General features: G+C 62.4%; 23 protein-coding genes. 15 read left to right on the forward strand and 8 right to left on the reverse strand.

The features are described from left to right. Positions 1-129 precede the first annotated feature (129 nt). The 4 genes from add (at position 130) to J5N58_RS01705 (ending at position 4,739) form a co-directional block, all read left to right on the forward strand. Entirely contained in the window at positions 130-1,161 is a 1,032-nt protein-coding gene (add, locus tag J5N58_RS01690; RefSeq protein WP_112828058.1) for an adenosine deaminase, read from the forward strand. A gap of 100 nt (positions 1,162-1,261) precedes the next feature. Further along, positions 1,262-3,751: an ATP-dependent helicase gene (locus J5N58_RS01695; RefSeq protein WP_244709351.1), complete on the forward strand. Its 2,490-nt coding sequence runs from the start codon at positions 1,262-1,264 to the stop codon at positions 3,749-3,751. Between the two features lie 104 nt (positions 3,752-3,855). Continuing rightward, a complete protein-coding gene (locus tag J5N58_RS01700) occupies positions 3,856-4,353 on the forward strand; it encodes a hypothetical protein (protein ID WP_244709353.1) in 498 nt (165 codons plus the stop codon). Continuing rightward, complete coding sequence (locus J5N58_RS01705) at positions 4,350-4,739, forward strand: carboxypeptidase-like regulatory domain-containing protein (RefSeq protein WP_244709355.1); 390 nt, start codon at positions 4,350-4,352, stop codon at positions 4,737-4,739. The genes J5N58_RS01700 and J5N58_RS01705 overlap by 4 nt, the downstream gene beginning before the upstream one ends. Positions 4,740-4,764: 25 nt before the next feature. Here J5N58_RS01705 and J5N58_RS01710 read toward each other — a convergent pair whose 3' ends face one another. After that, positions 4,765-5,043: a DUF6074 family protein gene (locus J5N58_RS01710; protein WP_244709358.1), complete on the reverse strand. Its 279-nt coding sequence runs from the start codon at positions 5,041-5,043 to the stop codon at positions 4,765-4,767. A 141-nt stretch (positions 5,044-5,184) separates the two neighbouring features. After that, positions 5,185-7,503: a glucose/quinate/shikimate family membrane-bound PQQ-dependent dehydrogenase gene (locus J5N58_RS01715; RefSeq protein WP_244709360.1), complete on the reverse strand. Its 2,319-nt coding sequence runs from the start codon at positions 7,501-7,503 to the stop codon at positions 5,185-5,187. A 385-nt stretch (positions 7,504-7,888) separates the two neighbouring features. Between J5N58_RS01715 and pncA the strand changes: the two genes are divergently transcribed. The 4 genes from pncA to J5N58_RS01735 all read left to right on the forward strand — a co-directional run bounded on the left by pncA (position 7,889) and on the right by J5N58_RS01735 (position 11,251). Beyond that, a complete protein-coding gene (gene pncA / locus J5N58_RS01720; RefSeq protein WP_113339038.1) occupies positions 7,889-8,515 on the forward strand; it encodes a bifunctional nicotinamidase/pyrazinamidase in 627 nt (208 codons plus the stop codon). Positions 8,516-8,600: 85 nt separating this feature from the next. Then, the gene (panC, locus tag J5N58_RS01725; RefSeq protein WP_244709363.1) at positions 8,601-9,473 is read left to right on the forward strand and encodes a pantoate--beta-alanine ligase; all 873 of its coding nucleotides are present in this window, start codon (positions 8,601-8,603) and stop codon (positions 9,471-9,473) included. A gap of 1 nt (position 9,474) precedes the next feature. Beyond that, positions 9,475-10,302, forward strand: coding sequence for a 3-methyl-2-oxobutanoate hydroxymethyltransferase (panB, locus tag J5N58_RS01730; RefSeq protein WP_244709365.1), 828 nt, complete (start codon positions 9,475-9,477; stop codon positions 10,300-10,302). A gap of 79 nt (positions 10,303-10,381) precedes the next feature. Further along, positions 10,382-11,251 (forward strand): aldose 1-epimerase family protein, encoded by an 870-nt coding sequence (locus J5N58_RS01735; RefSeq protein ID WP_244709368.1) that lies wholly within the window; start codon positions 10,382-10,384, stop codon positions 11,249-11,251. Between the two features lie 9 nt (positions 11,252-11,260). Here J5N58_RS01735 and J5N58_RS01740 read toward each other — a convergent pair whose 3' ends face one another. Further along, entirely contained in the window at positions 11,261-11,509 is a 249-nt protein-coding gene (locus J5N58_RS01740; protein ID WP_113466309.1) for a DUF2164 domain-containing protein, read from the reverse strand. Positions 11,510-11,655: 146 nt separating this feature from the next. On the opposite strand from J5N58_RS01740, the gene J5N58_RS01745 reads away from it, so the two are divergent. Continuing rightward, on the forward strand, positions 11,656-12,369 hold the full coding sequence (locus J5N58_RS01745) for an AzlC family ABC transporter permease (RefSeq protein WP_112828047.1): 714 nt from the start codon (positions 11,656-11,658) through the stop codon (positions 12,367-12,369). After that, positions 12,366-12,677: an AzlD family protein gene (locus J5N58_RS01750; RefSeq protein ID WP_244709370.1), complete on the forward strand. Its 312-nt coding sequence runs from the start codon at positions 12,366-12,368 to the stop codon at positions 12,675-12,677. The genes J5N58_RS01745 and J5N58_RS01750 overlap by 4 nt, the downstream gene beginning before the upstream one ends. Before the next feature lie 28 nt (positions 12,678-12,705). Here the strand turns inward: J5N58_RS01750 and J5N58_RS01755 are convergent, their stop codons facing one another. Continuing rightward, a complete protein-coding gene (locus J5N58_RS01755) occupies positions 12,706-14,547 on the reverse strand; it encodes an aminopeptidase P family protein (RefSeq protein ID WP_244709372.1) in 1,842 nt (613 codons plus the stop codon). 94 nt (positions 14,548-14,641) lie between these two features. Here J5N58_RS01755 and J5N58_RS01760 point away from each other — a divergent pair, with 94 nt between their 5' ends. Further along, the gene (locus J5N58_RS01760; RefSeq protein ID WP_162757412.1) at positions 14,642-15,007 is read left to right on the forward strand and encodes a hypothetical protein; all 366 of its coding nucleotides are present in this window, start codon (positions 14,642-14,644) and stop codon (positions 15,005-15,007) included. 218 nt (positions 15,008-15,225) lie between these two features. Here J5N58_RS01760 and J5N58_RS01765 read toward each other — a convergent pair whose 3' ends face one another. Next, positions 15,226-16,116 (reverse strand): 50S ribosomal protein L11 methyltransferase, encoded by an 891-nt coding sequence (locus tag J5N58_RS01765; RefSeq protein ID WP_112828044.1) that lies wholly within the window; start codon positions 16,114-16,116, stop codon positions 15,226-15,228. A 116-nt stretch (positions 16,117-16,232) separates the two neighbouring features. Beyond that, complete coding sequence (locus J5N58_RS01770) at positions 16,233-16,832, reverse strand: SCO family protein (protein WP_112828043.1); 600 nt, start codon at positions 16,830-16,832, stop codon at positions 16,233-16,235. 455 nt (positions 16,833-17,287) lie between these two features. Here J5N58_RS01770 and J5N58_RS01775 point away from each other — a divergent pair, with 455 nt between their 5' ends. The 3 genes from J5N58_RS01775 (at position 17,288) to J5N58_RS01785 (ending at position 20,738) form a co-directional block, all read left to right on the forward strand. Beyond that, complete coding sequence (locus tag J5N58_RS01775; protein ID WP_113437547.1) at positions 17,288-18,076, forward strand: DUF2189 domain-containing protein; 789 nt, start codon at positions 17,288-17,290, stop codon at positions 18,074-18,076. Between the two features lie 230 nt (positions 18,077-18,306). Further along, on the forward strand, positions 18,307-20,271 hold the full coding sequence (locus J5N58_RS01780) for a methyl-accepting chemotaxis protein (RefSeq protein WP_112828041.1): 1,965 nt from the start codon (positions 18,307-18,309) through the stop codon (positions 20,269-20,271). A 2-nt stretch (positions 20,272-20,273) separates the two neighbouring features. Continuing rightward, positions 20,274-20,738, forward strand: coding sequence for a chemotaxis protein CheW (locus J5N58_RS01785; RefSeq protein WP_099058254.1), 465 nt, complete (start codon positions 20,274-20,276; stop codon positions 20,736-20,738). 476 nt (positions 20,739-21,214) lie between these two features. Here the strand turns inward: J5N58_RS01785 and J5N58_RS01790 are convergent, their stop codons facing one another. Both J5N58_RS01790 and J5N58_RS01795 read right to left on the reverse strand, forming a co-directional pair. Next, positions 21,215-21,706, reverse strand: a complete 492-nt coding sequence (locus tag J5N58_RS01790) for a CreA family protein (RefSeq protein ID WP_112828040.1) — start codon at positions 21,704-21,706, stop codon at positions 21,215-21,217. A 49-nt stretch (positions 21,707-21,755) separates the two neighbouring features. Continuing rightward, complete coding sequence (locus tag J5N58_RS01795; protein ID WP_113466313.1) at positions 21,756-22,391, reverse strand: 3'-5' exonuclease; 636 nt, start codon at positions 22,389-22,391, stop codon at positions 21,756-21,758. Between the two features lie 234 nt (positions 22,392-22,625). Between J5N58_RS01795 and J5N58_RS01800 the strand changes: the two genes are divergently transcribed. Beyond that, the gene (locus J5N58_RS01800) at positions 22,626-24,677 is read left to right on the forward strand and encodes a DEAD/DEAH box helicase (protein WP_113466314.1); all 2,052 of its coding nucleotides are present in this window, start codon (positions 22,626-22,628) and stop codon (positions 24,675-24,677) included. Positions 24,678-24,697 lie beyond the last annotated feature (20 nt).

Here is a 24,697-nt window from a genome sequence, read left to right on the forward strand (position 1 = left end):
AAATTGTCATCCGGCGCGGATCAATCTCTTGCTTGACAAATGCTGCAACGCAACAAACCTTCTGGCAACGGCAACTCCGCTCGCCGTTTTTTTCAATATCTTCCATTCTTGTAAATCGGGTAGCCAACAATGCTTACGCTGGATGAATTTCTCGCCCGCATACCGAAAATGGAATTGCATCTGCACCTTGAGGGCTCGATCCGTCCCCGGACCGCCGTCGAGCTTGCCGCCCGAAACGGCGTGACGCTGCCGCCCTTCAAGAAGGTCGAGGAACTCTACCACTACGACAATCTCAAGGACTTCCTGGCGATCTATACGGCTGTGTCAGACAGCGTGGTCTCGGCGGACGACTACCGTCGCATCACCTATGAGATGCTCGAAAGCTGCGCCGCCCACAACGCGCGCTACGTCGAGTTCTTCTTCTCCCCGCAGGTGCATTTCCCCCATGGGGTCAGTTTCGACACCCAGATGGACGGCATTCTCTCCGGCATCGCCGAGGCGGAGAAGGATTTCGGCATCCTCAGCGTCTGCGCGCCGGGCATCAACCGCGAACTCGGCCCCGAAGCAGGCGAAGAATTTCTCGACATGGTCCTCGCGCGCCGCGATGAAAAGCTCGTCGGCATCGGCCTCGATTTCAACGAAGCCCCCTTCCCGCCGGAGCCCTACGCCGCCCTGTTCGAACGTGCCCGCGCGGCAGGCCTGAGGGTCACCGCCCATGCCGGCGAGACGGGGCCTGCGGATTTCATCCGCGGATCGCTAGACGCGCTGAAGGTCCGTCGCATCGACCACGGCTATCACGTGGTCAACGATCCGGAACTCATGGGTCGCTGCCGCGACGAAGGCATCCTTTTCACAGTCTGCCCCTCGACCAGTGCCATCACCTCACCCTGGCATGACCTGACGAGCCCGGATCACGCCATCCGCAGGATGAAGGAGTCCGGCCTGAAGGTCATGCTGAACAGCGACGATCCGCCGATGTTCTTTACCGATCTCGGTGAGGAATATCGCAAGGCCGCCCATTTCCTGGGCTTTTCTCCCGCCGATATCCGCGCGACCGTAATGAACGCCATCGACGGAAGCTGGCTGGACGAACGGACGAAGAAACGCTGGAAAGGCGAGTGGAGCCTGGAGATTGACGCGCTGATGGCGGATCTCCAGTAGGCCGGATCACGAAGGTTTTCCCTGCGGATCATGGTGATGTCGGAATGAAAGGAGAACATCTTGACTCGCCTTTCCATCCCGAATCACTACATTGAGCCGCATGAGTAACGGTTTCGACGACATTCCCTTCTTCGATGAAGAGCCCGCACCGCGCAAGCCGGCAACCGGCGCGACCTCCGGTTCGGAGCCGGCATCGGGCGGCCTCGGCATTGCGGCGCGCGCCATGGCCGCCCGCGATCAGGCCCGCGGCCCGGATTATCTCGCCGGCCTCAATCCGGAGCAGCGCGAGGCGGTCGAGACCACCGATGGCCCGGTTCTGGTGCTTGCCGGCGCCGGCACCGGCAAGACCCGCGTGCTCACCACCCGCATCGCCCATATCCTTGCGACCGGCCGTGCCTTTCCCTCGCAGATCCTTGCCGTGACCTTCACCAACAAGGCAGCGCGCGAGATGAAGGAACGCATCGGCATGCTGGTCGGCGGCGCGGTCGAAGGCATGCCCTGGCTCGGAACCTTCCACTCGATCGGCGTCAAGCTGTTGCGCCGCCATGCGGAGCTTGTCGGCCTCACCTCCGATTTCACCATCCTCGACACCGACGATGTTGTGCGCCTCATCAAGCAGTTGATCCAGGCCGAAGGACTGGACGACAAGCGCTGGCCGGCCAAGCAGTTCGCCGCCATGATCGACGGCTGGAAGAACAAGGGGCTGGACCCCTCGCAGATCCCGGAAGGCGACGCCCGCGCCTTTGCCAACGGCAAGGGCCGCGAACTCTACGCAGCCTACCAGAACCGGCTGAAATCGTTGAACGCCTGTGACTTCGGCGACCTGCTGCTACACCCGATCCGCATGTTTCGGGCAAACCCCGATGTCCTGAAAGACTATCACCAGAAATTCCGCTACATCCTCGTTGACGAGTATCAGGACACCAATACCGCGCAGTATATGTGGCTGCGCCTGCTCGCGCAGCGCCCGCAGGGCATTCCCCAGAACGTTTGCTGTGTCGGCGATGATGACCAGTCGATCTACGGCTGGCGTGGTGCCGAAGTGGACAACATCCTGCGCTTCGAGAAGGATTTCCCCGGCGCCAAGGTCATCAAGCTTGAACGCAACTACCGCTCGACGGAGCACATCCTCGGCGCGGCCGGCCACCTGATCGCCCACAACGAGGGCCGCCTCGGCAAGACACTCTTCACCGACCGGCGGGAGCCAGACGATGAAAAGGTCGTCGTCCATGCCGCTTGGGACAGCGAAGAGGAAGCCCGCGCCGTCGGCGAGGAGATCGAACGGCTGCAGCGCGGCGATGCCGATGGCAGGAAGCACAATCTGAACGACATGGCGATCCTGGTGCGCGCCTCCTTCCAGATGCGCGAGTTCGAAGACCGCTTCGTCACTCTCGGCCTGAACTACCGTGTCGTCGGGGGTCCGCGCTTCTACGAGCGCCTCGAAATCCGCGACGCCATGGCCTATTTCCGGCTGGTCTGCCAGCCTGCCGACGATCTTGCCTTCGAGCGTATCGTCAATACGCCGAAGCGCGGCCTTGGCGATACGACCGTGCGCGCGCTGCATGATTATGCCCGCGCCCGCGACATTCCCATGCTTGCCGCCGCAGCCGACATCGTCGAGACCGACGAACTGAAGCCGAAGGCCCGCAAGGCGCTGTTCGACGTGATTCAGATGTTCAGGAGATGGCAGGAACTGCTTGAAACGACTCCACATACCGAGCTTGCCGAACAGATCCTCGAGGAGTCCGGCTATACCGACATGTGGAAGAACGACAAGTCGGCGGAGGCGCCCGGTCGCCTCGAAAACCTGAAGGAACTCGTGCGCTCGATGGAGGCCTTCGAATCGATGCGCGGCTTCCTCGAACATGTTTCGCTGGTCATGGATGCCGAGCAGAACGAGGACATGGACGCGGTCTCGATCATGACGCTGCATTCGGCTAAGGGTCTGGAATTCGACACCGTCTTCCTGCCCGGCTGGGAGGAAGGCCTCTTCCCCCACCAACGGGCACTCGACGAAGGCGGACGCGCCGGCCTCGAGGAGGAACGCCGCCTCGCCTATGTGGGCATCACGCGCGCCAAGCGCCGCTGCCACATCTGGTTCGTATCGAACCGGCGTATCCACGGCCTGTGGCAATCGACCATGCCGTCGCGCTTCCTCGACGAACTGCCGGTCACCCATGTCGAGGTCGCCCAGACCGAACAGTCCTATGGCGGCTATGGTCGCGGCGGCTACGGCCAGTCGCGCTTCGACAAGGCCGATCCCTTCGCCAATTCCTATTCCACGCCGGGCTGGAAGCGTGCTCAGCAGAACAAGAGCGAAGCCACCCGCGACAACTGGGGCAGCCGCTCCGGCCACGCCGTCGAACGCATCGGTTACGGTGAAAGCGGCCCCCGCGCCCGCACCATCGAGGGCGAACTGGTGGCGAAATCGGTGGCCGACACGCCATCGAAATTCGCCGCCGGAGACCGGGTGTTCCATATCAAGTTCGGCAACGGCAACGTGGCGGCGATAGAAGGCAACAAGCTGACGATCAATTTCGACCGCGCCGGCGAAAAGCGCGTGCTCGATGGGTTTGTGGAAAGGCTGTGAGGTAAAAAATATCCGGGTTGTCGCCGCACAAACTACCCCTCATAATTGCATTTCGCAACATATCATGCTACCAGAGATAATGGATTGTGGCATGGGGCAATGAAATGTCGAACAATCTGATTATATCTCTTTCATTTGTCCTACTGGCGGCGCTATGCATCATCGGCGGCGTGACGGTGATCGCGCGCATCAAATATAACCCGAGTGCCGGCACGGAAATCGAGATTCCGCTGATCGGAAAAATCAGGACCGACTACCCTGCGCTTGGCGTGATATTCCTCGGCGTCGTATTCGCCTTTTTTGCCTACGATTTATCTCGAGTGGACAAGATCGAGATGGTCCATTTCGACGGCAAGATCTCCATCGATCCGAGAGCGCTCAATGACATATCCGCAGTAGTCGTCGGCGTCACGACAAGCCCGTGGACGCAGACCGGCACGCCCGACCGGTCGAGCGGCACCATGGAAATAACCATTCCCGTGCCGAGCAATTGGAATAATTATACGGCCTATGCCTTTGCTCATGGATTGGGAACGGTCAGGCCGGCAGTGATCGGCCTGAGGCGCGATCAACGAAACTTCAAACTGGATCTGGAGCGATGACCGGCACGCGAACACCCATGCGGCATCGTTTTATGGCGCTGCTCAGTTCTTCGATGGCATTGCTCGCGCCAGCTGCGGCATGGGCTCAGGCATCGGAAGTCACGGGCGTGGTCAAAACGCCCGACCAACAACCGATAGCCGGCGTTCCGGTTATCGTCGATGGGCCGGCCGGCCAATCCGTCGTTTTCACAGACAAGTCGGGACGCTGGACCCTGTACGACGCGCCTGCCGGCAACTATTCGGCGACGACCGCGATCCCGAACTCCAATGCCCGCACAGCCTCGGTTCCCTTCGAGATAGAGAACAAGGGTTTCTTCAGCGGCTTCGCCACCGATGGCAGCAAGACCAAGATCGTTGACACGCTGATTGGCGAGCAGCAGTTCTGAAATGCCCGACGCGATAGCGAGCCCCTCACCCGCGCGCTTCTTCCCCACGATGCAGCCACATCAACTCGGCCTGCACGGCGGCCTGGAAATCCATGATTTCGGCGCGCATTTCCTCTTCGGGGCACCCAAGGGCAAGCAGTTCGTCGCCAAGCGAGCGGCAAACGGTGCGCCAGTATTTCACCGCGTGGTGTCCGTTGAGGCGATCGAGCTCGACGGCAGATCGACGAATCAGATCCCGTCGACCGGCCAGCGGGAAGAAGGCAATGGAAGGGGCAGTCTGGCCGTTGGCGGCGAAATTACTCATACGAAGCATCCTTACGTTACGATATGTGTGTAAGGTCCACATGGTTAACGTTCGGTTTCGCCCTCAGATTTCATGGGTTCGGCAGATCTCCCCGGACATTCGCGTCCGGAGAGACCGGCTCCTCGTGAGACGCCAAGCGGTTCAGGGCAAGGTATAGGCGATGACGTAGTCGCCCGGCTTGGTGCCGACCGAGCCGTGGCCACCGGCCACCATCACGACATACTGCTTGCCATCGTCCAGCGCATAGGTCATCGGCGTCGCCTGCCCACCGGCCGGCAACCTTGCCTTCCAGAGCTCCCGTCCGGTGGTCAGATCGTAGGCCCGCAGGTAGTTGTCGACCGCTGCTCCGAGGAACGCGACGCCGCCCTTGGTGATTATCGGCCCGCCGATACCTGGAACGCCAACCTTGAAGGGCAAGGGCAGCGCCGCCATGTCCATCACCGTGCCGTTTCTGTGCTTGTAGGCGATCTGGCCGGTTCGCAGATCGACGCCGGCGACATAGCCCCACGGAGGCGCCTGGCACGGAATGCCGAGCGGCGACAGGAACGGCCCCATGTAAACGCCATAGGGCGCGCCGTCATTGCGGTTGAGGCCCTGCTCCGACCCCTTCTCGTCCTGCCCGCGCGGCGGGACCTCGGCGCGCGGCACCAGCCGCGAGGTGAAGGCGAGATAGGTCGGCATGCCGAACATCACCTGACGCTCAGGATCGACGGCAACCGAACCCCAGTTGAAAGTGCCGAAATTGCCGGGATACACCAGGGTGCCTTGCAGCGACGGCGGCGTGTATTGCCCCTCGTATTTCAGCTTGTGAAAGGCGATCCGGCACGCCATCTGGTCGATCAGTGTGACGCCCCACATGTTCTTCTCTTCCAGCTTTGGAGGACGGAACGTCAGAGCCGAAAGCGGCTGTGTCGGCGCGGTGAAGTCGCCCTCCACGGCGCCACCCGGCGCGGGCTCTTCGCTGACCGGAACGATCGGCTGCCCGGTCCGCCGGTCGAGAACGTAAATATCGCCCTGCTTGGTCGGCCCGACCAGCGCCGGCACCGCCGTCCCGTCCTGCTGCGTGATGTCGAGCAGCACGGGCTGGGCCGGAACGTCCATGTCCCAGAGATCGTGATGGACCGTCTGGCGCACCCAGCGATCTGCGCCGGTATTGATATCGAGTGCGACGATCGAGGAGGAATATTTCTCTACGTGCTCGCTGCGGCCGATGCCGATCTGGTCCGGAACCTGGTTGCCGAGCGGGATATAGACGAGGCCCAGTTGTTCATCGACCGAGAAGACCGACCAGCTGTTGGGCGAGTTGGCCGTATAGGTCTCGCCCTCGCCGATGGGCTGGGTCCGGGTCGGATTGCCGCTGTCCCAGTTCCAGATCAGCGCTCCGGTATGCACGTCGAAGGCACGAATGACACCGGATTGCTCCTGTGTCGAATAGTTGTCGTTGACCGCTCCGCCGATGATGATCTTCCCGGCGGCGATCACCGGCGGCGAGGTGGAATAGTAGTAGCCGGCAGGATTGTAGGGCATGCCTGTCTCCAGGTGCAGCACGCCGTTCTCGGCGAAACTCGCGCACACCTTGCCGCTTTCGGCATCGAGTGCGATCAGCCGCGCATCGGAGGTCGGCAGATAGACGCGGGTGGCGCATTCGGCTCCCGCCGTCGCGGCCGGGTCGGCATAATAGGTCACGCCGCGGCAGGTCTGGTGCTGGCGGTCAGGGTTCAGTCCGACATTCGGATCGTATTTCCAGATTTCCTTGCCCGTCGCCGCATCGACCGCGATCGCCCAGTTATGCGGCGTGCAAAGATAAAGGCGATTGCCGATCTTCAGCGGCGTCACCTGATAGGTGGTCTCTCCGACATCTCCAGGCTGCTTCACATCGCCGGTCTGGTACGTCCAGGCGACCTTCAGGTCCTTCACGTTTTCGGTCGTGATCTGCGAAAGCGGCGAGTAGCGCTGGCCGAATGGCGTGCGTCCGTACTGGTGCCATTCCGCGTCGGCCACCTCCCCGCCATAGGCAGGCGTTTGAACGACCGCCTCCGTCGGCAAGGTGCCGGCCTTGTCCAGCGGATCGATGCTCAGGGAGTAGCCGGCCACGCCGAGCGAGACCAGCACCGGAACGGCCACCGGCCAGGGCGACGCACCGAGACCGTTCAGGCGCCGGCGAAGCGCCGGCGACAGCAGCAGGAAGGCAAGCAGGATAACCAGCCCTCCCCGCGTCCCGAGCTGCCACCAGTCGAAGCCGACCTCGAGAATGGCCCAGCCGAGCGTGGCGAGGATGAAGAGCCCGTAGAGCCACAGCGCCGCCTGGCGGCGCATGAGAAGCAGGATTGCGGTGAGAATGAAGACGATGCCGGCGACAAGATAGAAAGGGCTGCCGGACAGGGTGACGAGCTCGACGCCGCCGATGGCAAGCACAAGCCCGATTGCGCCGAACAGAACGGCGGTAAGGACAACGACCATGTCTTTTCCAATTCGTTATGGAAATAAATTCTCAGACAGCGGAGACGTGCCTCCGCCACGGCGGAAACGCAACCGCAGCAATTTTGTTCCATGAGGATATCGACGCATAAACTGAAAAGCGCCCCGGGGAAGATAACCGGCTCCGGCCCACGCTGGAGCCATTGGGACGGCAGGACGCCGGTCGAGCCGACCCCAAACCCATCGACGGCCGCCCGTAGCAGGGCAAGAGCGTGACGCCTGAAGGCGACACAAGACATCGCCCCAATCGCTTGCCCGCCTAGGATTTCCGTCATCGGAGAAAGACGGAGGACAACGCAGCCCCACCCTTGATCCGACCGCCGCCGCTTGCCATCTTGCGGCGCATACAGACAAGAAGGGAACGCCAATGACCAAGGCTCTGCTGCTGATCGACATCCAGAACGGCTTCTGCCCCGGCGGCAACCTGCCGGTGGCGGATGGCGACAAGGTTGTGCCCGTCGCCAATGCGCTGATGGCGAGTGGCCGCTACACGCTCGTCGTCGCCTCGCAGGACTGGCACCCGGCCAATCACGGCAGCTTCGCCTCGCAGCATCCCGGCAAGGCTCCCTTCGAAATGGGCGAACTCTCCGGTAAGCCGCAGGTGATGTGGCCCGACCATTGCGTGCAGGGCACCCGCGATGCCGATTTTCATCCCGCGCTCGACACCGCCGCAATCGACTACGTGCAGAAAAAGGGCCAGGACCCCGCTGTCGACAGCTACTCTGCCTTCCGTGACAACGATCGCTCGGCGCTGACGGGCCTTGACACCTACCTGAAGGAAAACGGCGTCAACGAACTCGACATCATGGGCCTTGCCACCGATTACTGCGTCAAGTTCTCAGCACTCGACGCCGTCGACATGCTGCCGGGCGCCACGGTGCGTTTCATCGAGGATGGTTCACGCGGCATCGACCCGGAGGGCGTGAAAGCTGCCATCGCCGAAATGAAGGCCAGCGGAATCGAGGTCGTCAGAAGCACTGATATAATCGTTTGAGAAAAAGCTCCAACCGATTCAGCGGATTGCCTTTTTGCGGGAACGGCGCTAGTGCAGCCCGTCGCGTCAATCGGGAGGAGCCGATATGGAGACCGTCACAACTATTTCCGCCCTCCGGCAGCGGCTTGCCCCTCATCGCCGCGCCGCCCGCGACATCGGCTTCGTGCCGACCATGGGCTATCTGCATGAAGGCCATATGAGCCTCGTGGAACGTTCTCGTGCCGAAAACGACGTCACCGTCGTCTCGATCTTCGTGAACCCTTTGCAGTTCGGCAGGAACGAGGACCTCGATCAATATCCGCGCGACCTCGCGCGCGACAGCAAGATGCTGGAACGCGCCGGCGTCGATTTCCTCTTCGCGCCGCGCGTCGAGGACATGTATCCGCGACCGATGGAAACCGTTGTCGACGTGCCGGCACTCGGGGCCGAGCTCGAAGGCGCCGCCCGGCCGGGCCATTTTGCCGGTGTCGCGACAGTGGTCACCAAGCTGTTCAACATCGTCCAGCCCCATGCGGCCTATTTCGGCGAGAAGGATTACCAGCAGGTGGCGATCATCCGCCGCATGGTCGAGGACCTTGCCCAGCCGGTGCGGGTCGTGCCGGTGCCGACGGTGCGCGAGGCAGACGGCCTCGCCTGCTCCTCGCGCAACGTCTACCTCTCGGAGAAGGAACGCTCGGCTGCGGTCATCGTGCCGAAGGCGCTCGACGAGGCGCTGCGACTGCGCATGCTCGGCGTGACCGATCCCGCCACGATGGAGCGCATGCTTTCCGCCTTCATAACCGCAGAACCGCTGGCGACACCGGAAGTCGTGGCGGTACGCCATCCCGATACGCTGATGCCGCTTGGCGTCCTCGACGGACCTTTTCTCGTCCTGCTCTACGTCCGCATCGGAAAAACCAGGCTGCTCGACAACCGCGTGATCGACGCCGGCTCAGCCAGAGGCAGGGAGGCCGCCTAAAATGAGCACACCACCCCGCCAGAAGCGTCTTACCCCGGCAGACATCGCCGCGCTCAAGGGCAATCGGCCCGTCGTGTCGCTGACCGCCTATACGACGCCCATGGCGCGCCTGCTCGATCCCCACTGCGATTTCCTGCTGGTCGGCGATAGCCTCGGCATGGTTCTCTACGGTATGGATACGACGGTCGGCGTCACCATGGAAATGATGATTGCCCATGGCCAGGCCGTTATGCGGGGCGTCTCCCGCGCCTGCGTCATCATCGACATGCCATTCGGTTCCTACCAGGAATCGAAGGAGCAGGCCTTCCGCTCGGCCGCCCGCATCATGAAGGAAACCGGCTGCGACGGCGTGAAGCTGGAAGGCGGCGCGGAAATGGCCGAGACCGTAGCCTTCCTCGTCGACCGCGGCGTGCCGGTGCTCGGCCATGTCGGGTTGATGCCACAGCAGGTGAACACCGCCGGCGGCTATCGCTCAAAGGGCCATAGCGACAAGGAAGCGGAAAAAATCCGCCGCGACGCCCGCGCCATCGACGAAGCCGGCGCCTTCGCCATGGTCATCGAAGGCACGGTCGAACCGCTTGCCCGCGAGATCAGCGCCGCGGTATCCGCCACCACGATTGGCATAGGCGCATCCCCCGCCTGTGACGGCCAGATCCTCGTTTCCGACGACATGCTGGGCCTTTTCAATGACTTCAAGCCGCGCTTCGTCAAGCACTATGCCGAACTTGCCGAGGTGATCTCGAAGGCCGCTGCGGATTATGCCGGCGAAGTCCGGGCGCGCACCTTCCCCGGCTCGGAGCACACCTTCCAGCCGCGTCTGAAAAGCTGACCGCTCCGGCGGTTTCCGCGATTGAAACCTCCGGGCGTCCGCTCTTATGGTACGCCAACGGGAATCGAAGGGACCAGCCATGCCGGAAATCGTCAGGATCGCCAATGACCGTCTTGCCGTCGAGGTTTCCTCTCTCGGCGCGGAGATGCAGTCGCTGTCCTCCTCCGATGGCCGTTCATGGCTCTGGACCGGTGACGCCGCCTGGTGGTCGGGACGCTCGCCCATTCTCTTTCCGATTGTCGGAAAAGCGCCCGGCAATAGGTTGACCGTTGACGGACGGCAGGTGGAGATGGCGCAGCACGGCTTTGCCCGTCGCAGCGAATTCGCGCTCGCCAGCCGGACCGAAACGAGTTGTTCGCACCGGCTCGCGGCAACGGATGCAACACGGGCCGTCTACCCCTTCGAGTTCGCGCTGACGCTCACCCACTCTCTCGACGGCGACACCCTTACCGTCACCGCTGAGGTGGACAACCTCGACGAAAAGCCCCTGCCCTTCGGACTGGGCTTTCACCCCGCCTTCCTCTGGCCGCTTCCCGATGGTGACGGCAAGCCGCATGTGGTCGAACTCGAAAACGGGGCAGAGCCGCCGCTTGCAAGACTTGAGGATGGGCTCCTCCGCCCGGAGCGCCTTGCCTCGCCCTTCGCGGCAGGCAAGCTCCAGGTTTCCTCCGAAATGTTCGCGGATGACGCGATGATTTTCCTGGAAGGGGCCGGAACAGCGCTCACCTATGGCGTCGATGGCGGTGCGGTCCTTCGCTTCCGCTTCGAGAACCTGCCGAACCTTGCCCTTTGGAGCAAACCCGGTGCACCTTTCCTTTGTGTCGAGCCCTGGCACGGCACCGCCGCAGCCATGGGCGCGTCAGACGACCTTGCGGCACGGCCCTTCACCACGATACTGCCGCCGGGTGAAAAGGCCTGCTTTGCCTTCAGCGTCGAAATCCCCGCCTGAGGCGAAGCTTCAAGCTCCGACCGGCCTCTCCATCTGATAGATCGCATCGCCAAGGCTCTCGACCTGCCGTGCGAGCAGCGCCTGCGCGTCATGCAGGCCGCGATTGTAGAGAAGCGCGCCAATGGTGCCTGCCATGAACGCGATCAGGTTTTCCGCCTCGAAACGGCCGAGTTTCAGGTCGTATTCCGTGTCGATATGCTTCTGCACGGCTTTCACCAGCACCGCCAGCTGCTCGGGAGAAAAATCGGGCTTGGCCATGGCCGCCGTTCCTTTCGTTCAAGAAATCCCTGCCGACATCCGCGAGGTTGCGGTCGCGATCAATTCCGCGCGATCAGCCATCACGCGAATTGGTTTGTCTATCAAAGCCTTTTGCGACAGTGAGAGGCAGACCACAATAGAGACGAATGATGCGAAGCGACTTTATCGAGGGCATGCGCGGCAGCATGCCGATCCTTTTTTCCACCATGCCCTTTGCGGCGCTCTTCGGTGCGGTCGCGGTCGCCAACGGCCAGACGGTTGCCGAGGCGACACTGATGAGCGCCAGCGTCTTCGCCGGCGCAAGCCAGCTCGTCGGCATCGAGTTGTTCGGCCATTCCGTGCCGCTCTGGGTGATCGTACTGTCGATCCTCGCCGTCAACTTCCGCCACGTGCTCTATTCGGCCGCCATCGCGCCCTTCGTCAGCCACTTCACGCTGGCGCAGAAAGCCGCAAGCTTTTTCCTTCTAACCGACCCGCAATTTGCCGAAACGCTGACGCGCGGTGAAACCAGCCGTCCCGTGACCTTCGCCTGGTACATGGGATTTGCGATGACGATCTACATTCCCTGGGTCGCCATGACCACGGTCGGCGGGCTGCTCGGCAGAGTAATGGGCGAGCCGGCCAATTGGGGCATCGACGTCCTGCTGCCGATCTATTTCATGGGTCTCGTGCTGGGCTTCCGCAAACGCAGCAACTTCCTTTTGATCGTCGCGGTTAGCGCCGTGGCCTCCATCGCCGCCCAGAAGCTCGTCGGCTCGCCTTGGCACGTCAGCATCGGCGCCATCGCCGGCGTGGTGCTCGCCGCACTGCTGCCGCCGAAGAAGACTGGAAATGTCGCGGAGAAGGAGGCTGCCCGATGAGCACGCTCCTGACGCCCTACATGACGCTGCTGATCGCGGCAGCCGCCATAGCCACCTTTCTCACCCGCATCGCCGGCTACATCCTGGTAAAACGGCTGAAAACCATGCCGCCACGATTGGAGGCGGCCCTGAACGCGGTTCCCGCCGCCGTTCTGACGACCCTGGTCGCCCCCGCCTTCTTTTCCGGCGGGCTCGACATCAAGGTCGCGATGGCGGCTTCGCTGCTGATCGGGCTGCGCTACTCGGCGATCCCGATGCTCGCCGGCGGCTGGCTCGTGGTGATGGCGGCGCGTCAGTTCCTGATGTGACGCGCGCACCCGGATTGAAACGACCGGATCAGGCCTCGCCGCGGAAGGGTGCGGTCGCCCGCTCCAGCCATTCCCGCGCCTTGGGATCATGGATCAGCGGCATCAGTTCAGCGCGAGTCTTTTCGTGATAGGCATCGAGCCAGCGCAGTTCCTCGTCGGTCAGGAGATGCGTGTCGACGAGGTATTTGTCGATGGGCACGAAAGTCAGCGTCTCGAAGGAGAGCATCGGCTGATCGCCGCCCTCGACGGGTTCCGCCTCGCGCACATAGACGAGGTTTTCGATGCGGATGCCGAAATGACCGGGACGATAGTAGCCGGGTTCGTTGGAGAGGATCATGCCCGGCAGCAGTTCCTGCGTTGAAAGGCGCGAAATGCGCTGCGGTCCTTCATGCACGGAGAGATAGGAACCGACCCCGTGCCCCGTGCCGTGGGCGAAATCCGCTCCCGCCTTCCACAACGCTATACGGGCCAGAGGATCGAGATCGCAGCCTCTCGTTCCCTTCGGAAAACGCGCGGTGCTGATCGCAATCATGCCCTTCAGCACAAGGGTAAAGAACCGCCGCTGCTCGTCCGGCACCGGGCCGATCGCGATGGTGCGGGTGATATCCGTGGTTCCGTTCACATATTGCGCGCCGGAATCGATCAGGAACATCTCTCCCGACTTGAGCGGCCGGTCGGTCTCCGTCGTCACCCGGTAGTGAATGATCGCGGCATGTTCGCCGGCGCCGGAAATCGTGTCGAAGGAGATATCCTTGAGCGGGTTCTGCATCCGCTCGCCGACCCGCGCCCGCGCCTCTTCCAGCGCCTTCGTCGCAGCGATCTCGGTAACCGTGCCGGGGTGCTGCCCGTCCAGCCAGGAGAGGAATTCGGTTACCGCCACGCCGTCCTGCAGATGCGCCGCCGCCGAGCCGTTCAGTTCGACGCTGTTCTTGGTCGCCCTCGGAATCCTCACCGGGTCCGCGCCCTCAACGACGTTGCCGCCGTGAAGGCGGATGAGTTCCACCAGCGCGAAGGGCGCGAGATCCGGATCGACGAGAATGCTGGCGCCCTTGGCGGAAAGCTGCGCCAGGCGGCCGGTCAGAAGCTCCGGATCGACCTGCTCGCAAAGCTGGCCGAGATAGGCCTCCGCCTCGATGCCGGTCTTGCGCTTGTCGAGAAAAAGCTCCGCCTTCCCGTCGGCATGGATGATGGCGCGCGCCAGGGGATGGGGCGTATGCGGCACATCCGAACCGCGAATGTTGAATATCCACGCGACCGAGGATGGATCGGTAATCAGTACCGCGGCGAGCCCGCGCTCCTTCAGGTCCATGGCGATCTTGGCGATCTTGTCGCGCGCCAGCGAGCCGGCATAGGCAATGGTCTGTATCGTGACAGTGCCAAGCGGTTCCTCCGGTCGGTCCTCCCAGATCGCATCAACGGGATTGCGGGTGAGCATGACAACGGCGCCCTCCTTCTCGGCAAGCGCCTTTTCCAGCCGCCGCACCTCCGCCGTCGTGTGCAGCCAGGGGTCGATGCCGAGCTGGAAACCGGCATGTGCATGCCCGCGCAACCATAGGTGCGGCGGTTCGCCGACGAGATCGCCACCGGTGAAGACCGACTGATCGACCTGCTGGGCAAGCTGCGTCGTATAGCGGCCATCGACGAAAACCACCGCCTGCCCCGCCGTCACCAGCGCCTGACCCGCCGAACCGGTGAAACCCGTAAGCCAGGAAAGCCTTTCGGCCGAAGCGGGCACATATTCGCCCTGGTATTCGTCTGCGCGAGGCACGAGCAGACCGTCGATGCCGAGGTCGGCGAACTGCGCCCTTAGCGCCTCGATGCGTTCGCGGCCGTATTGCGGAGTGGAGGTGACGTCAAAGGACTGAAACATGAAGAGACTACCTGCCTGAAGGATTCGTGGCTCCGCTTATAGCAAGCCCGGACGCTGCTGCCCATTTCCAACCGTCGGCACACAGCACAGCGAAATGACGCACCGCACCATAAGAATTTCAAAATCGCTCAAATCTGCACAAGAAGACGTCATCGGGATCGTATTTTCGCTCGACCAATGCGAAGAACGCATAGCACCCTTGAGGCAAGCCCACTCACTGCGCCGCATCGCACGAACTATATTCACACCATCAATGGCTCACACAGCGCGACGAAGGAGAGAGATGATGGCAGGTTCATTTTTCCGCAACGCATATCGGCACCTCATCGCTGCTCGTGAGCGGCAAGCGGAGCGCTATGTTACGGGCGCCCTTCTCGGCATGGACGACAAGGCCCTGCAGCAGATGGGCGTCTCGCGCGAAGAACTTCGCCGCAAGGAGCGGCAGCACGCATTTTTCTGAGAACCGGAGACCGCAACGAAAGGATCTCGGCAACCTCAACGGAAAGTATTCCCGCTTGAGCGATCCTCCCAAGGCTCGCGGGAACGGACCGGCAAGACCGGCCCAGCAAGGCGGCATCGATGATGCCGCCTTTTTGCTTTTCCATCCCTTGAACGGATCGTCATGCATATATCGCAATGCTGCGATGCAATATGGCAACTGCCGTCAGTCGGCACCTCTTACCGACGGTGGCTTTCATGCCGCAGATGGATGGTCACCCAACCATTGCGCCAGATGGTGCGGATATGGGCGAGGCCTGCGCCATTATAGGCGGCCAGCACCTTCCAGCGCTGTTCTGCGAGAATACCTGAAAGAATGACTGACCCGCCGGGCGCCAGATTGGCGACAAGCTGCGGCGCCATCTTCATCAGCGGCCGCGCAAGGATGTTGGCGATAATCAGGTCGAACGGGCCGCGCTCACGAAAAGCGGTCGAATGGAAACCCGGCGCCACGCGGAAATCGATGCCCTCGACGATGCCGTTACGCCGCGCATTTTCGCGCGCCACCCGGATGGCGATCGGGTCGATATCGGTTGCCAGCACCGGCACCGGCAGAAGTTTGCGCACAGCGATGGCAAGCACGCCGCTGCCCGTACCGAGATCGAGCGCATTGGCGACCGGCCTCGAGCGGGTAACATCCTCGATCACCTCAAGGCAGCCGGCAGTCGTGCCGTGATGACCGGTCCCGAACGCCTGCCCGGCGTCGATTTCGATCGCCACATCGTTCGGCTGCACCTTGTCGCGGTCATGCGAGCCGTGAACGAGGAAACGCCCTGCCCTGACCGGTGTCAACCCTTCTAGGGACTTGGCGATCCAGTCGATGTCGGGAATGACTTCACGCTCGACCGGAAGATCGGGAAACTCCTCCGCCAGCAGGGCGACGACACGCTCGTTCACCTCGGCTTCCTCGTCGGCCATCAGATAGACGGAGGCCTGCCAGACATCGTTCTTCTCGTCGATCTCGGTCGTGGCGATCGCATAGTCCTCTTCGCCAAAGGCGAAGCTCATGAGGTCGAGGATACGATTTGCCTGCTGCTCGGTGGTGGTGACGAAAAGACGGATTTCGCTCACGATCGATGGTCCTATGCCATTGGGAAGGGTATCGCGCGGAAACGCGCGGCTCTCGCGTCTGCGCTACACCGTCGTCCCACATATGGCAACCTTCAAGGGCGCCGAAAGCAGGCCGGTCAGCCCTTCGCCAGATTTTCGAGCTTCTTGACGGCCGTGTCAGGGTTCTCGCCATAGGCAATGGTACCGACGAATCTTCCCTCGGCATCCAGCAGGAAAACCGAGGCCGTGTGGTCCATGGTGTAGTCGCCGTTCGGGTCCTTCTCGTCGAGGGGCACCTTGCGCGCATAAACGCGGAACCCCTTGATGACCTCCGCGACCTTATCCGGCGCGCCGGCGATGCCGGTCACGCGGTCGGTCACGTTGGAGATGTAAGAACCGAGGATCTCCGGGGTGTCGCGCTCGGGATCGACGGTAACGAAATAGGCCTGCAACTTGTTCTTATCCGGATCGACCTTGGCGAGCCAGCCATCGAGCTCAAACAGCGTCGTCGGGCAAACCTCCGGACAATGGGTAAAGCCGAAGAAAAGCGCTGTCGGCTTGCCACGGAAGGCCTGCTCCGTGATCGGCTTGCCGTTCTGATCGGTCAGTTCGAACGGAACGCCGAACGGCGCCTCCGTCATCTTTGTCGTCGACTGGGTGACGGCAAGCGTCAGCCATCCGAGAACGCCGGCCATGACCAGAACGCCGGCCCAGAGGAAAATCCGCAACGTCTTCATCTATTCCATCCTCGCGACCCGCCTTCGGGCGGCCGTCCGCATTTTCCAATGCCGATACGCTGCCGACGCGAGAAGCGCAAATCAACTGGACGTCAAAAAGCCGGGGCGCGCCATTTTGTCTCGGCTGCCGACCGCCCGTCCGGACAGGTGCCAATCAGAAACAGATGGAAAGGCCGCTCTCGGAGAGTGCAAGGATGATAGCCGCTCCGTGCTGCAGCCAGCCGGCGAAAACAAGCGCGAGAACAACCGACGACGCGGCCGCAAGAGCGGCAGCGAGCGCGAGGCGGGATGTTCTGGAGGCGATATGGTCCATAAACGGTTTATAATATTCCTCCGCCCCGTGCGAAAGCACAAAGTTTCTCGGCCGGCTTGCAGAAAATGGGTGAAATGGAGCGCGGAACCTGCGAGGCTCACCACGTGATCGCTGTGGCGACCGTGAGTCTTGGGAGGGGCGAATGGGAGAGCAGACATTACAGGCGGTTCCTCAGACGAAGCTGCGGATCAACCGGCTGACAGTCGGTGACGTGCAGGCAGCGCTACGGCAGGGTATCGACGATTTCCGCCGTTATCCCGTGTTCGGGCTGTTCTTCGGCGGCATCTATGCGCTTGGCGGCGCCTTCATTCTGGCGATGCTGGTCTATTATCACATGCCCTGGATGATAATACCCGTGGCGATCGGCTTTCCGCTGATCGGGCCCTTCGTTGCCGTCGGCCTCTACGAGATCAGCCGGCGCCACCACCGACACGAACCCGTCACATGGCGCGGCGTCCTGGCCGAAGTTTTCCGCCAGCGCGAACGCCAGCTTTCCTGGATGGCCTTCGCCGTTCTGTTCATCTTCTGGATCTGGATCTACCAGGTGAGATTGCTTCTCGCCCTTTTCCTCGGTTTCAAGATACCCGCTGAACTCGGCGCATTCTTCACCCTTGTGACCACGACACCCGAAGGTCTCCTCTTCCTGATCGTGGGCACGGCCGTCGGCGCGGTGCTTGCAACCGTTCTCTTCGCCGCGACAGTCATTTCCATGCCTTTGCTGCTGGATTACGACCTCGACTTCGTCACAGCAATGATAACCAGCGCCCGGGTCGTATTGGAGAACCCGCTCCCCATGCTCGGCTTCGGCGCGATCATCGCGGTTTCGGCGATTCTTGCAATGCTGCCGGCTTTTCTGGGACTGTTCGTTGTCTTGCCCGTTCTCGGGCACGCGACGTGGCACGTCTATCGACGGGCGATCTCCGCCACCTGAACCGGGACCGACCGTGAAATCAGGCCTTTCAGCCGGAAATCACCGGCAAGGGCCGCCACATTAGGCGTTGTTTAACTAATATTGGCGAATCTTCGGGTTCGCGAGATGACTGCTCAGGTCATTCGGACATCACGTCCACCGGGATATGCAATCTCCTCCTCGGGTCTCAGCATGCAGGAACGACATCGCGGACGAAACCGATCCGCGACAGCCGGATTTCGGGGAGGCGCATGCTGGAGTTCATATCGGGAACACGCCTGTCGGTTCGCCAGCGTTTGATGACGCTCGGCGCAGCGGCGGTTTTTGGGATAGGTTCTATGCTGGCCGTCGGCTGGTGGGAAAACACCAGCGTCGACACGGCCTTGCGGCGCTCAGTCGCTCTTTCGGCCGACCTCGAGCGCCTCAACGAGATGCGGCTCGCGAATACGCATCTGACCCTTGCGGCAATGGACACCATCATCGATCGCGGCGAGCGTACTGTTCAGCCGGAGCGGATGGAAATCATTGCGCAGGCCTCGGCAGTCCTCGCGGATGGCGCGGCCACCTTGAAATCCGTCGCCGAGGCCACGGGCAACGCGGCGCTTGTTTCGAACTACGACAAGGACAGGACAGCGCTCGTCCAGGCCATCTCCGTCGACCTCAAGCAACTGGTCGAAAACGGGGCGGCGGAAGAGGCTTATGCCCACATCGACGATGTGATCGACGAAGCGGGGGAACGCCTCGGCAAGACGCTCGACGATCTGTCGGAGGCAACCGCCAACGCGGTTGAGGATCGTGTCGCGCAGGCGACCGAACGGACAAGCTCCTCCCTTCACAGCCAGCTTATCCTCGGGCTTTTGGCCTTTCTCAGCGTTTGCACGCTGCAGATCGTGCACGGCAATGCCATCGTCAATGGAATTCGCGCGGTACGCGGCGCGATGCAGCGCATCGTCGACGGCGACCTGACAACCGCGGTGGATGCGGTCGAGCGCAGGGACGAGATCGGGGACATGGCCCGCGCGGCCGACGTCTTCCGCAAGGCGGCGATCGACAAGCAGGAACTTGAGACATCCGCCGAACAGACCCGGAAGCAGAACGATGCCGAGCGCGAAAGCCGCGCAGCGGCAATGGCGTCCGACAGCCGCGCGATCAAGCAGGCCGTGGACCAGCTCGCCCTTGGCCTCAACCGGCTGTCCGAAGGCGATCTTTCCGTTAGCATCGGCGAACCCTTCCATGGCGATCTCGACCGCCTGCGCCTCGACTTCAACCAGGTGGCCAGCCATCTCCAGCGCGTGATGTCCGAGATTGCGGCCAACAGTGCGTCGATCCGGGCAAACAGCCAGCAGATGCGCAGCGCCGCTGACGATCTCGCCCGGCGCACCGAGCAACAGGCGGCTTCGCTCGAACAGACCTCCGCGGCTCTCGACGAAATCACCTCCACCGTTCACAACGCCACCGAACGCGCCGAAGAGGCGAGCCAGATGGTCGACCACGCCAAGGACTATGCGGAAAAATCCGGCGCCGTCGTCAACGACGCCATGGCCGCCATGGAGCGCATCGAGGATGCGACCGGCGAGATCGGCAAGATCATCAATGTGGTCGATGAAATCGCCTTCCAGACGAACCTTCTGGCGCTGAACGCCGGCGTCGAGGCAGCTCGTGCCGGTGATGCCGGCAAGGGTTTCGCCGTCGTGGCACAGGAGGTTCGCGCGCTGGCCGGCCGTGCGGCCGAGGCCGCCCGCGACATCAAGAACCTCGTCGGCCGGTCGAGCACCGAGGTCAAGACCGGTGTCGAACTGGTGACGGCAACGGGCCAAGCCCTGCATCGGATCGGCGAGGACGTGCACCGCATCAACGAGCATGTGAAGGCTATCTTCACCTCCGCCCGCGAACAGTCGGTGGGTCTGAGCGAGATCAACTCCGCCGTCAGCCAGATGGACCAGGTGACCCAGCAGAACGCCGCCATGGTCGAACAGACCAATGCAGCCAGCCACACGCTTGCCGGCGACGCGGAAAACCTTTCGCGTCTCGTCAGCCAGTTCAACATGGGCGGAGAGGCGAGCCTCGTTTCCGCCAAGCCCGCGACGGTCACCGCCGCCGCGGTTCCGCAACCGTCCCCCGCGCGCAATCTGGTCGCCAGGGTCGCGGGGACATTCAACCGCAGCACCGCCGCATCCAGCCAGACCGCGGCCGCCGAAAACTGGGAAGAGTTCTGACCATGAGCAATGCCATCAAGCAGTCCGGGGCCTACCTCGAAATCGTATCCTTTCACCTGGGCGACCAGGAATTCTGCATCGATATCATGGCGATCCGCGAAATTCGCGGTTGGGCGCCTGTGACCCCGATGCCCCACACCCCGCCTTACGTGCTCGGCCTCATCAATCTGCGCGGCGCAGTGATCCCGGTCATCGACATGGCCTGCCGCCTCGGCATGAAGATGACGGAACCGTCCGAGCGCGCCGCCATCATCGTCACCGACATCGCCGGCAAGCTGGTCGGCCTGCTGGTCGAGCAGGTTTCCGACATGATGACAATCAAGGCCGAGGACCTGCAGCCCGCTCCGGAAATCATTCCGGAAGAACAGCGCGCCTTCTGCCGCGGCATCGTCGCCCTGGAAAAGTCGATGGTCTGCTTCCTCAACCTCGACACCGTCATCGCCGACGAACTCGCCCAGGCGGCCTGACCGTCGGCCTGATGCGCGCCGCTGTCCCGCGGCTCGCATCGTGTGGCCGTCGCCATCGCGAAACCGCTGCACACTCTTGCGCGATGTGCCTGGAGGCTCTTCCCTCGCCCGCAGTCCCGGCCTCCGGAACTGCGGGTGTTTTCTTGCGCCACCCTTTTCGGAGTTCCGCCAGTTCTTCAATCGTTGCGGGGGATTTCGTTGCGGAAGCTGAAACGAAAAAAGCTGCGTTCCGGGATGAAGATCATCCGAAACGCAGCTTCTCAACTGGAGTCCGAGAGGCGCACCCCCGCGGTCTGGCAAGACATGAACAGACAACGGCCGAAAAATGGGGTGACACGACCGTCCGCCAATGCCGCCAGAACTTTTGCAAACTGCTCAAGTAAACGGAAGTGACGCCGCTCACAAAAAGCCGGTTCAATCGTCTTTTAAATCGACCATTTTTGGCACAATCATACCGATCCCATCGAAATTAGGGGTTATTGCGGTTTACCTTTGGTCCAGGTGACGGGTTCGTTGAACAAGGGCACCGTCGAAATCGCCATCTTGGCGGAACCGTCGACAACCTGACGCGAATGGATGAGATAGATCAGCGTGTCATTGGCCTTGTCGTAAATTCGGTTGACCACGAGCTGTTTCCAGATGAGGGACATGCCCTCCCGAAACACTTCCTCGCCATCCTTCGACAAGTCGATGTCGCCGATCTCGATCGGCCCGGTCTGGCGGCAGGCGATCGAGTTGTTCGAGGGGTCCTCGAACCAATTGCCCTTCGACAGACGGTCGATGATCGAACGGTCGAAATAGGTGACGTGACAGGTCACCCCTTTGATCTTGGGATCGGTAACCGCCTCCACGACGATATCGTTGCCAACCCAGTCGACGCCGACCTTGCCGACCACTTCGGCGGAGGCGGGAGAGGCAAGGGCCGAATGCAGGATGCCAACGGCAAGAATATGGGATCTGAGCGACATGGAAACCTCCGGTCGTGACACACAATTGAGATAAGCGTGGCACACGGCCTTACAAGACGGAAGCGGCTTTCGGCCTGCGGCGAACGGAACATGCCTCGTAGCCCCCGCGGTAAAGCCGCCCCGGTGCGATACCGAGGCTTGCCGCGAGCTCCCTGATTCCAGCCGCACGCGCCTGTCTGGCCATGGCGATCGCGGCAAGCGCGCAGACATGGGCGTCCTCCGCGGCATTGTGGTGGGAAAAGGTCAGGCCGAGATGTGCGGCGAGCACGTTCAGGCGGTGCGAACCGAGTTCCGGCCAGACGCGCTGCGACAGCTTGACACTACAGATATAGGAAAGCTCCGGATAGGGTTGACGATAGGCATCGAGCGCGGCGCGCCAGACGGAAAAGTCGAAAGCGGCGTTGTGCGCGATCATCAGCGCCCCCTCAAAATCGTCGGCGAATTCCTCCATCACTTCAGGGAACTCGCCGGCATCCTTCACGTCTTCCGGCCGAATGCCGTGAATGGCGACGTTGAATGGCGAGAAGCGCATGGTTTTCGGCCTGATGAGCCGCTCTTCCACCCGTACGACCTCGCCGTTCTCGATGAAGGCGAGCCCGACCGAACAAGCACTGCCGCGCTCTTCGTTCGCGGTCTCGAAATCGATGGCGATGGCTTTCCCGGCAAGGGGCGATGAATACTGCATCCGACTGGCATAGGCTGCGACAAGGATTCGGGCAACTCGATCCGCTTCCAATTCTGCAAATGCAGGCCTTGGGTGGCGTCTCGGACGCTTTTATAGCCCGTTCCCCCTGTACATCCGGGCCAATGCCTTATAGGAACGGCTGAAATCCGGCCCGCCCCTGGCGGATGCGGCGCGTGAACGCGCCCGAAACGCATCGGCCGGGATGCGCAACACTTACGTTCGAAAGACGGTTCTATGACAGAATTTGACGGCATCGCGCCGCCGATCGCCGAGGCATTGTCGAAACGCGGCTATGCCACCCTCACCCCGGTTCAGCAGGCGATGCTGGACCCGGAGCTTGCCGGCGCCGATGCCCTGGTTTCGGCCCAGACGGGGTCCGGCAAGACAGTCGCCTTCGGGCTGGCGCTTGCCACCACTCTTCTCAGCGGCGAGACCCGCTTCGGCCGCGCCGCAACGCCGCTTGCGCTCGCCATCGCTCCGACGCGCGAACTGGCGCTGCAGGTCAAGCGGGAACTCGAATGGCTCTACGAGATGACCGGCGCGACGATCGCCTCCTGTGTCGGCGGCATGGACATTCGCAATGAACGGCGCGCGCTCGAACGCGGCGCCCACATCGTCGTCGGCACGCCGGGTCGCCTTCGCGACCATATCACCCGCAATTCGCTCGATCTGTCCGGCATCCGCGCCGTGGTGCTGGATGAAGCCGACGAGATGCTCGATCTCGGCTTCCGCGAGGATCTGGAGTTTATTCTCGAATCTGCGCCGGAGGATCGCCGGACGCTGATGTTTTCGGCGACCGTGCCGAAGTCGATCGCTGATCTCGCCCGCAACTACCAGCGCGACGCGAAGCGCATCGCCACCGCCGGCGAAAAGAAGCAGCATGTCGATATCGACTACCGCGCGCTCGTCGTCGTGCCCTCCGACAAGGAAAACGCGATTATCAACGTGCTGCGCTATTACGAGGCGCGTAACGCCATCGTGTTCTGCTCGACCCGTGCGGCGGTCAATCACCTGACGTCCCGGCTGCATAATCGCGGCTTCTCCGTCGTTGCGCTTTCGGGCGAGCTTAGCCAGAACGAACGCACCCACGCGCTTCAGGCGATGCGCGACGGCCGCGCCCGGGTCTGCATAGCAACCGACGTCGCCGCCCGCGGCATCGACCTGCCCGGCCTGGAACTGGTCATCCATGCCGACCTGCCGAGCAATCCGGAAACCCTTCTTCACCGCAGCGGCCGCACCGGCCGCGCCGGCAACAAGGGCGTCTCCGCCCTGATCGTGCCGGCCAGCAATCGCCGCAAGGCGGAGCGCCTGCTGGACAACGCCAAGATCGCCGCGAACTGGGCCAAGCCGCCGTCGGCCGACGAAGTCATCCGGCGCGACGATGAACGCCTTCTCGCCGATCCGCTTTTCCTCGACAAGGCGACGGAAGACGAAGCAGCCACCATCGGCGAATTGCTGGCAAAGCATGGCGCCGAACAGGTGGCTGCCGCTTTCGTCCGGCTCTACCGCAACGGCCGCTCCGCACCGGAAGACCTGATCGACGTCTCCGTGGCTCCCGAGCGCAAGCGCCGCGAACGCGACGGGCAGGACACGCCGCGCACGGAACGCAGCGAGTTGCGTCCGCGTGAAAACTTCGGCCCGAGCGTCTGGTTCTCGCTATCGGTCGGCCGGCGCCAGAACGCCGAACCGCGTTGGCTGATCCCCATGCTCTGCCGCCACGGCCAGATCTCCAAGGCGGATATCGGCGCGATCAAGATGCAGCCGGAGGAAACCTTCGTCGAAATCGCCTCCGACAGCGCAGACCATTTCCTCGCGGCGCTCGGCCCCAACAAGACCATCGACCGCGGCATCAGCGTCAAGCCGCTCGACGGTATCCCGGACTTCAATGCATCGCCGAAGGAACGCTCCTTCCGCGAGAAGAGCGAATTCGGCCACAAGAAAAACTATGGCGAAAAGCGCGGCTTCGGCGACAGGAAGCCTTACGGTGACAAGCCCGCCGGCAAGCGTCGCTTCGACGACGACATGGTAAAGGCCGATGCCGAGGTTTGGGGCGATGCACCTGCCCGCAAGCCCGAAAGCGACCGCGACTTCGGCAAGAAACCCTTCGGTAAAAAGCCGAAGGCCGCCGGTGCCGGCGACAATCGCAATTGGGATAAGCCCGCCAAGAGCGACTGGGCTGGCAAGCAGGGAAAGCCCGGCGGCAAGTTCAAGGATCGCGGTTTTGACGACCGCACCGGAAGCGGCCCCGACCGCAAGCCGAAAAAGAAAAGCCGACCGAACGGCTGAAGACCCGGTGAGCCCGTCCC

Origin of the sequence: Paenirhizobium cremeum, from assembly GCF_022884085.1 — a bacterium.
In the GTDB taxonomy this organism is placed as follows: domain Bacteria; phylum Pseudomonadota; class Alphaproteobacteria; order Rhizobiales; family Rhizobiaceae; genus Allorhizobium; species Allorhizobium cremeum.

Excerpts from the sequence above, each read along its gene's own strand:
- J5N58_RS01745 (WP_112828047.1), top strand. The coding sequence starts at position 11,656 with ATGATGCGAAGCGACTTTATCGAGGGCATGCGCGGCAGCATGCCGATC.
- J5N58_RS01705 (WP_244709355.1), top strand. The coding sequence starts at position 4,350 with ATGACCGGCACGCGAACACCCATGCGGCATCGTTTTATGGCGCTGCTC.
- J5N58_RS01770 (WP_112828043.1), bottom strand. The coding sequence starts at position 16,832 with ATGAAGACGTTGCGGATTTTCCTCTGGGCCGGCGTTCTGGTCATGGCC.
- J5N58_RS01755 (WP_244709372.1), bottom strand. The coding sequence starts at position 14,547 with ATGTTTCAGTCCTTTGACGTCACCTCCACTCCGCAATACGGCCGCGAA.
- J5N58_RS01780 (WP_112828041.1), top strand. The coding sequence starts at position 18,307 with ATGCTGGAGTTCATATCGGGAACACGCCTGTCGGTTCGCCAGCGTTTG.
- J5N58_RS01790 (WP_112828040.1), bottom strand. The coding sequence starts at position 21,706 with ATGTCGCTCAGATCCCATATTCTTGCCGTTGGCATCCTGCATTCGGCC.
- J5N58_RS01760 (WP_162757412.1), top strand. The coding sequence starts at position 14,642 with ATGACGCACCGCACCATAAGAATTTCAAAATCGCTCAAATCTGCACAA.
- pncA (WP_113339038.1), top strand. The coding sequence starts at position 7,889 with ATGACCAAGGCTCTGCTGCTGATCGACATCCAGAACGGCTTCTGCCCC.
- J5N58_RS01715 (WP_244709360.1), bottom strand. The coding sequence starts at position 7,503 with ATGGTCGTTGTCCTTACCGCCGTTCTGTTCGGCGCAATCGGGCTTGTG.
- panB (WP_244709365.1), top strand. The coding sequence starts at position 9,475 with ATGAGCACACCACCCCGCCAGAAGCGTCTTACCCCGGCAGACATCGCC.
- J5N58_RS01740 (WP_113466309.1), bottom strand. The coding sequence starts at position 11,509 with ATGGCCAAGCCCGATTTTTCTCCCGAGCAGCTGGCGGTGCTGGTGAAA.
- add (WP_112828058.1), top strand. The coding sequence starts at position 130 with ATGCTTACGCTGGATGAATTTCTCGCCCGCATACCGAAAATGGAATTG.
- J5N58_RS01785 (WP_099058254.1), top strand. The coding sequence starts at position 20,274 with ATGAGCAATGCCATCAAGCAGTCCGGGGCCTACCTCGAAATCGTATCC.
- J5N58_RS01700 (WP_244709353.1), top strand. The coding sequence starts at position 3,856 with ATGTCGAACAATCTGATTATATCTCTTTCATTTGTCCTACTGGCGGCG.
- panC (WP_244709363.1), top strand. The coding sequence starts at position 8,601 with ATGGAGACCGTCACAACTATTTCCGCCCTCCGGCAGCGGCTTGCCCCT.
- J5N58_RS01710 (WP_244709358.1), bottom strand. The coding sequence starts at position 5,043 with ATGAGTAATTTCGCCGCCAACGGCCAGACTGCCCCTTCCATTGCCTTC.
- J5N58_RS01775 (WP_113437547.1), top strand. The coding sequence starts at position 17,288 with ATGGGAGAGCAGACATTACAGGCGGTTCCTCAGACGAAGCTGCGGATC.
- J5N58_RS01735 (WP_244709368.1), top strand. The coding sequence starts at position 10,382 with ATGCCGGAAATCGTCAGGATCGCCAATGACCGTCTTGCCGTCGAGGTT.
- J5N58_RS01695 (WP_244709351.1), top strand. The coding sequence starts at position 1,262 with ATGAGTAACGGTTTCGACGACATTCCCTTCTTCGATGAAGAGCCCGCA.
- J5N58_RS01800 (WP_113466314.1), top strand. The coding sequence starts at position 22,626 with ATGACAGAATTTGACGGCATCGCGCCGCCGATCGCCGAGGCATTGTCG.
- J5N58_RS01750 (WP_244709370.1), top strand. The coding sequence starts at position 12,366 with ATGAGCACGCTCCTGACGCCCTACATGACGCTGCTGATCGCGGCAGCC.
- J5N58_RS01795 (WP_113466313.1), bottom strand. The coding sequence starts at position 22,391 with ATGCAGTATTCATCGCCCCTTGCCGGGAAAGCCATCGCCATCGATTTC.